At 74.9% G+C, this 6782-nt stretch carries 9 protein-coding genes; 1 reads left to right on the forward strand and 8 read right to left on the reverse strand.

Annotated elements, in window-relative coordinates:
- Positions 1 to 121: 121 nt before the first annotated feature.
- From ACFVGO_RS23035 to ACFVGO_RS23065, 7 genes are all read right to left on the reverse strand, one after another.
- A complete protein-coding gene (locus tag ACFVGO_RS23035) occupies positions 122 to 1126 on the reverse strand; it encodes an aldo/keto reductase (protein WP_380633740.1) in 1005 nt (334 codons plus the stop codon).
- A gap of 65 nt (positions 1127 to 1191) precedes the next feature.
- Positions 1192 to 2019 (reverse strand): S1 family peptidase, encoded by an 828-nt coding sequence (locus tag ACFVGO_RS23040; RefSeq protein ID WP_380357814.1) that lies wholly within the window; start codon positions 2017 to 2019, stop codon positions 1192 to 1194.
- 121 nt (positions 2020 to 2140) lie between these two features.
- Positions 2141 to 2710: a hypothetical protein gene (locus ACFVGO_RS23045; protein WP_359906520.1), complete on the reverse strand. Its 570-nt coding sequence runs from the start codon at positions 2708 to 2710 to the stop codon at positions 2141 to 2143.
- Positions 2711 to 2764: 54 nt separating this feature from the next.
- A complete protein-coding gene (locus ACFVGO_RS23050; protein WP_380633743.1) occupies positions 2765 to 3334 on the reverse strand; it encodes an ATP-binding protein in 570 nt (189 codons plus the stop codon).
- A 20-nt stretch (positions 3335 to 3354) separates the two neighbouring features.
- A complete protein-coding gene (locus ACFVGO_RS23055) occupies positions 3355 to 3870 on the reverse strand; it encodes a nucleoside deaminase (protein ID WP_380633745.1) in 516 nt (171 codons plus the stop codon).
- Positions 3871 to 3987: 117 nt separating this feature from the next.
- Complete coding sequence (gene cynS, locus ACFVGO_RS23060; protein ID WP_359906528.1) at positions 3988 to 4458, reverse strand: cyanase; 471 nt, start codon at positions 4456 to 4458, stop codon at positions 3988 to 3990.
- 79 nt (positions 4459 to 4537) lie between these two features.
- The gene (locus ACFVGO_RS23065) at positions 4538 to 5125 is read right to left on the reverse strand and encodes a carbonic anhydrase (RefSeq protein ID WP_380357801.1); all 588 of its coding nucleotides are present in this window, start codon (positions 5123 to 5125) and stop codon (positions 4538 to 4540) included.
- A 126-nt stretch (positions 5126 to 5251) separates the two neighbouring features.
- Here ACFVGO_RS23065 and cynR point away from each other — a divergent pair, with 126 nt between their 5' ends.
- Positions 5252 to 6160, forward strand: a complete 909-nt coding sequence (gene cynR / locus ACFVGO_RS23070; RefSeq protein ID WP_380357800.1) for a transcriptional regulator CynR — start codon at positions 5252 to 5254, stop codon at positions 6158 to 6160.
- Between the two features lie 60 nt (positions 6161 to 6220).
- On the opposite strand, the gene ACFVGO_RS23075 is transcribed toward cynR, so the two are convergent.
- On the reverse strand, positions 6221 to 6631 hold the full coding sequence (locus ACFVGO_RS23075) for a sigma factor-like helix-turn-helix DNA-binding protein (RefSeq protein ID WP_359906537.1): 411 nt from the start codon (positions 6629 to 6631) through the stop codon (positions 6221 to 6223).
- Positions 6632 to 6782: the final 151 nt, after the last annotated feature.

Genomic DNA, 6782 nt, shown 5'->3' on the forward strand with positions numbered 1-6782 from the left:
CGTGTTTTGGTTGGGTGTTTGCACGTGGGGGAGGAGAAAAGAGCGGGTGGGGGGCAGGAGGGCCTCCCCCCCTCCCTCTCCCCCCTGGGCGCCCCCGGCCGGCGCCCCCGCCCGCAACGCCTCAGGACCAGGGCAGCCCCGCCCGCGTACGCCAGTACGCCCCGGCCGGCTCGGCCATGGCGCCGAGGGCGGCGAGGTCCTCGGGGGTCGGGCGGAGGCCGGTGGCGGCGAGGTTGGAGGCGAGCTGGTCGGGGGTGGCGGCGCCGGAGAGGACGATGTCGGCCCAGGGCTGGGCGGTGGCCGCGGCGAGGGCGAGGGCGTCGGGGGTGGCGGCGGTGCGGTCGGCGAGGGTGCGCAGCGGGGCGGTGTCGGGGCCGGTGGCGTTGCGGCCGGCGAGGCGGCCGTTGGCCATGCCCTCCTTGACGACGACGAGCCATCCGGCCGCGTGGGCTTCGGCGAGGGCGGGGGCGGCGGAGGTCTCCAGCAGGTTCCAGGTGGCCTGGACGGCGGTGAACAGCGGTCGGCCGTCCGTGGTGACGGCGAGGGCGCGGCGGATGGTGTCGGCCTGGGCGGGGCCGCTGGTGGACAGGCCCACCCGGACGCCTTCGGCGGCGAGGCCGGCGAGGCGCCGGTGCAGGGCGGGGTCGGTGAGGGCGGGGCTGTCGGGGGTGACGGAGTGGACGAGGTAGACGTCGAGGTGGTCGCCGAGCAGGGTGCGGGTCTCGTGGATCTGGCGGTCGTAGACGGCGGTGGAGTGCTCCTTGACCTCGTGCGCGGCGACTCCGTCGGTCTGCCAGTCGGCGGTGTAGGTGTAGCCCCATTTGCTGCCGACCGTCACCTCGGCCGCGGCCTCGGGGTGTTCGGCGAGCCACTGGCCGAGGAACTCCTCGGCGCGGCCGTAGGAGCGGGCGGTGTCGAGGTAGCGCACGCCGGCGGCGTACGCGGCGTCGAGCAGGGTGTGGGTGCGTTCGCGCAGGGCGTCGACGGTGCGTTCGGCGGGCAGGTCGGCGTCGCGCCCGAGGTTGATGTAGCCGGGCCGGCCGACGGCCGCCGTGCCCAGGCCGAGGCGCGCGGGGCGCGCGGCGGCGGGGGCGGGGATCGCGGTGGCGGCGGGGTCGGTCGGCATGGCGGGCTCTCCTCGGGCGCGACGGTTCTCACCTGGGACTTTAGCCGCGCGGTGGGGTCGGGGCGTCAGCCGGCGGCGAGGGTGCCGCTGATCCAGGGGGCGTAGGCGGGCACGTCGGTGTACAGGCCGGGGCCGCCCGCGCAGGGCACGCCGGGGGCGCCGGGGCCGGAGGTGGTGCCGACGAGTTCCCAGCGGCCGCCGCGGCCGCGCTGGATCTGGGGGCCGCCGGAGTCTCCGAAGCAGGCCATGGCCCGGGGCACCTGGCTGAGCGTGCACAGGCGGGTGGGGTCGGCCCAGCCGGGGGCGCAGTCGGTGGTGGCGCCGATGCGGGTGGGCAGTTCCTGGAGGCGGTCGGGGAAGACCATCCGCTGGTAGTCGGTGGTGTCGACGACGGTGCCGAAGCCGAGCAGCCGGGTGGGGGTGCCGGGGCTGCCGGGGTGTTCGGCGACGCGGACGGGCTGCTGGGGGGCGGGGCGGTCCAGGCGGACCAGGGCCAGGTCGTTCCGGTTGGGGCGGGTGGCGCCGTCGCCGAACTCGAAGCCGGGGTGGACGACGACGCGGTCGACCTTGCGCACGGTGCCGCCGCTGTCGCGGTGGGCGCTGCCGATGCGCACGGTGCCCTTGAGGGTGACGCCGGTGTCCTCGGTGCCGACCACGCAGTGGGCGGCGGTCAGCACCCACTGGCGGTCGATCAGGGTGGCGCCGCAGGCTCCGTCGGCCAGTTGCTCGGCGCTCAGCGGGAGGGTGGCCATGAAGGGGTAGCGCTCGGTGGAGTCGCGGCCGTTGACGATGGCCGAGGCGCTCGTGCTCATGGCGGTGGCGCCGAGCGCGGCGGCCAGGGCGGTGACGGCGGCGGCCCGGGCGGTGATGCGGGCGGTGGTACGGAAGGGCACGGGTGACGGCCTTTCGGTTCGGCTGGTGCTGACGGCTCCAGCCAACCCGGTGCCGGCCCGCCGGAACACCCGGCCAGCGGGCCGCCGTGACCTGGGGGTATCCCCCGCTCGCGCCGTCGGGCTACCAGGCGGGCCGCCCGCTCTCCCGCGGCGACACCGACGGCGCCGCGGGGGCGGTGCCGCGCTCAGGGGCGGTGCGTTCGCATTCGCGTTCGCGCTCGGGCCCGGTCGCGGGCCCGACCTCGGGCCAGCCCGAGGAGGAGGTGCGGACGGCCTGGACGGGCGCGGCGATCGGCGCCTCCAGCGGACGGGCGGCGCGCACCGGCGCGGCGGTCCGGGTGACGGCCTGGGTGACGGCCGGAGTGACGGCCTGGTCCAGGCGCAGCACGAAGTTGACGTAGTCGAGCGGCTTGCCCGGCCAGTGGCAGTCGTTGCTGGTGAGCAACTGGCTGCGCAGGCCGCCGTGTTCGGTGACCGGTCCGGGGGTGGTGCGCAGGTTGGGCTGCCAGCTGCGGCCCCACAGGTGGTGTTCCAGGGACAGCGTCCAGCTCTCCTCGTCCACCTCGATGGTGGCGCCGACCCGCCCGGGCAGCACCCGCAGCCCGTACGCGCCGCGCACGACGGCCCGCTGGTCGAAGTCGGCGCTCCTGCCGACGACGGTGATCCGCCATGCTCCGTGGAACCTGAGCACGCCTGCCTCCTGACGCCGCGGCGCCCGCTCCGGCAGAGGGCGCCCCTTCCACGTCTACGGCCCCGACCCGGCCCCCGGCTCAACGGCGGGGAGGGCGGGGCCCCGGCCCGTGACGGCCGCCGCGATCCGTCGGGCGGCCTGGGCGGGCGTGAGGTGGGTGGTGTCGAGCACCTCGGCCTCGGCGTGCAGCCAGGTGCGGGCCGCCTCGGCGTAGGGTTCGAGGTGCCTGAGGCGGAAGGAGGAGGGGCCGAGGACGGTGTCCCCCTCGATCCGCCCGCGGAGGGTCTCCTGGTCGGCGTGGAGGACGAAGTGCCGTACCGGGATGGCGTGTCGGGCGAGGCCCGCACTGATCTCCCGCCAGTACCGCTCGACCAGGACGGTCATGGGCATCACCAGGGTGCCGCCGGTGTAGTCGAGTACCCGGTGGGCGGTCTCGACCACGAGCTGCCGCCACGGCGGCCAGTGCTGGAAGTTGTCCGTCCGGGGAAGCCCCGGCGTGATGTCCATGAGGGTCTCGCCGACCTTCTCGGCGTCGAACACCCGCGCATCCGGAATCAGTGGCTGCACGAGTGCGCCGGTCGTCGTCTTGCCCGCGCCGTGGGTGCCGTTGAGCCATACGATCACGGCTCGATGTTAGGGCGTGCCTAGTCCCGCTCGGAGCCCTGGGGGCGCGGGGCGCCCGCCAAGCGGCGCTCGCCGCCGTTGCGCTCCTGCCAGAGGCGGTACACCTCGACGGCGTCCTCGCGCGGTTCGTGGCGCATCGGCAGCCTGCGCTCCTGCCACGGCTTGGCGAACTCGTCGTAGAAGGTGCCCAGTTCGAAGTACTTGCGGTCGTCGACGTAGTGGGGCTCGTAGGCGTCGCGGGTGGTGAGGAAGACGACCTCGTCGGGCGAGCAGTAGTAGAGCGAGCCCAGACACATCGGGCAGGGGTGGGCGAGCACGTAGACGGTGGTGCCGGTCAGGTGCTCGGTGCCGAGCCTGGTGCAGGCCTCGCGGATGGCGAGGATCTCCGCGTGGGCGGTGGGGTCGCCGGTCTGGGCGACCCTGTTGGGGCTCTCCGCGAGGATCTCGCCGTCCTTGACGATGACGGTCGCGAACGGGCGGCCGCCCTCGGTGACGTTCTGGCGGGCGATATCGATGGTGCGCTGGACGAAGTCCATCAGGGCCTCCGGGGCGGGAGCGGGGGGAAGCGGCGGGGGAAAGGGGCGGGGGGAAGGGGCGGGCCGGGGGTCCCGGCCCGCCCCCCCGATCGGCGGGGGCTTGGCCGCAAGGGCCGGTCAGAAGGGCTTGGTCGGCAGGTACTTGCCGTCCAGGGTGATGATCGCGCGCTCGCCGCCCTCGGGGTCGGCGACCTTCCGCACGTCGAGCCTGAAGTTGATCGCGGAGATGATGCCGTCGCCGAACTCCTCGTGCACCAGGGCCTTGAGGGTCGTGCCGTAGACCTGGAGCATCTCGTAGAAGCGGTACATGGTCGGGTCGGTGGGGACGCGGTTGGGCATCGAGCCGCGGAGCGGGACGGTCTGCAGCAGCAGCGCCGCGTCCTCGTCCAGGCCGAGCAGTTCGGCCACGGCCTTCGCGGACTCCTCCGGCAGCGGGTGCTGGCCGAGGACGGCGGCGGTGGTGAAGGCCACCGACAGGCCGGAGGCCTCGGCGATCCGCTTCCAGGAGAGGTCCTTGCGGATCTTGGCCTCGACGGCGGCGTCGGCCAGCGCCTCGCGGGCGCTCTGGTTGAACTGGGCGTGCACCATGGCGGTTGTCCTTCTCTTGCGAGGGGTCCGCGTCATCCCGGGACGGGGGCGACGCGAGGGGGTACGGGGGGTGGGGGGATCAGGCGGCGAGCGCGGGGGCGCCGGCGGTGAGGACCTCGACGCGGCCGGTGGGGATGTCGTAGACCCAGCCGTGCAGGGCGACCCCGCCCCCGGCGAGGGCGCGGGCGACCGAGGGGTGGGTGGCCAGGTTCGCCAGCTGGGCGAGCACGTTCTGGCGGACCAGGGCGGGGACGTCGCCGTCGGCGGAGGTGCGGGCCACGGAGGCGTCGGCGTGACGCAGCCAGGTGGCGACCGCGGGGGCGCCGCTGAGGTCGTGGCCCTCGGCGAGGGCGGTCATCGCGCCGCAGGCGGAGTGGCCGCAGACGACGATGTCCCGCACGCCGAGTGCCGCGACGGCGTACTCGATGCTGGCCGCGACGCCGTCGGCCTCGGGTGTGTGGGCGGGCACCAGGTTGCCGGCGGTGCGGATGACGAACAGGTCGCCCGGCTCGGTGCCGGTGATCAGCTCGGGGACGACGCGGGCGTCGGAGCAGCCGATGAACAGGGTGTCCGGGGTGTGGTGCGTGGCCAGGTGGGCGAAGAGCTCCGCCTTGGCCGGGAAGACGTCCCGCTGGAAACGGGCGACGCCGTCGGTGAGGTCCTGCACTGGTCACTCCCTTCGGGTGGTGGCCGGCCCCGGTGGGCCGGTGAGATCCACCATGCATGACCTGTGCCTATAGCGTCCAAGAGCTGCCGGGCATGGAAGCCATTGGTCGCGTCTATAGTCTGTTCCATGGCCGCTCCCGAACTGCGTCACCTGCGCTATCTGCTCGCCGTCGCCGAACACGGCAACTTCACCCGCGCCGCCGAGGAGCTGCACATCTCCCAGCCCACGCTCTCCCAGCAGATCAGGCAGCTGGAGAAGACCCTGGGCGTGCAGCTGCTGGACCGCACCGGCCGCACCGTGCGGCTCACCGACGCCGGCGCCGTCTACACCGACCACGCCCGGCGCGCGCTGCGCGACCTGGCCGCCGCCGAACGCGCCGTCCACGACGTCCAGGACCTCTCCCGCGGCCACCTGCGCCTGGGTGTCACCCCCACCTTCACCGCCTACCTGGTCGGCCCGCTCACCGCCGAGCTCCACGCCCGCCACCCCGGCGTCGGCCTCACCCTGACGGAGACCACCCAGGACCGCATCGAGGCCGCGCTGCTCGCCGACGACCTGGACCTCGGCATCGCCTTCGCCGGAACCCACCCGCCCGGCATCGCCGCCACCGCGCTGTTCACCGAGACCCTCAGCCTCGTCACCGGCACCTCGCGCGCCCGGACGCTGCCCGGCCCGCTACCGGTCCACGCCCTCAAGGACGAACAACTCGCCCTGCTCAGCGGCGACTTCGCCACCCGGGCGCACATCGACGGCTACTTCGCCCGCCACCGGGCCGCCCCGCGGATCACGGTCGAGGCCAACTCCGTCCAGGCCCTCACCGAGATCGTCCGGCGCACCGGCCTGGCCACCGTCCTGCCCGACGCCCTCGCCCACGACCACCCCCACCTCGCCCCCGTCCCCCTCGACCCTCCCCTGCCCACCCGCACCGTCACCCTCCTGCACCGCGAGGGCGCCTACCGCAGCGCCGCCGCCCGCGCCTTCACCCGCCTCACCCGCGACCTCGTGCACGCCCGCGGCTACCCGCCGGCCCCGTGACCCGCACGGCGCCCCGGCCCCTGACGGGCTCTCGGCAAGCGGCGGCCGGGACCGGCCCGGTCAGCGGCGGGCGGCGGCCAGGGAGCGGAGCTGGACGTGGACGGCGGCGGGTTCGGTGCCGGTGAGGGCGGCGATCTCGGCGGCGGACAGGTCGAGGACCAGGTGCAGCAGCAGGACGTCCTGCTGGGCGGCGGTGAGGTGGGCGACCGGGCCCAGCGGCCGGGGGCCGGCCAGGGTGCAGACCCGGCGGCGCACCGCCTGCCAGGCGCAGGCGGCCGGGCTGGCGGTGGACAGGGCGTCGAGCCAGTGGCCGCCGAGTTCCTCGAAGGCGGCGCGGACGGCCAGGGGCGCGTCGGCGGGCGGCAGGAGCAGTTCGGCGTAGTCGAGGTAGTGGCGCAGGTGCAGGTCGTGCAGCGCCCACAGGCCCAGGGCGGGCCCGGGGGCTGCCGAACGGCGTCGTGGTGTCGGCATGGTGGTGTCCCGAGGTGGCGCGGGTGGGTGCTGGTCCGCGGCGGGTGCCCGGTCCGGGGAGAAGGGGGGGGGGGGTCGTGCTAGGAGCGAGGGGGAGAGACCAAAAACATAAAGAGTAGTTTCCGGTGCCTTGCCGTGCCCTACACCAAGA

Source organism: Kitasatospora sp. NPDC057738, from assembly GCF_042798815.1.
GTDB lineage: Bacteria > Actinomycetota > Actinomycetes > Streptomycetales > Streptomycetaceae > Kitasatospora > Kitasatospora lactacystinica.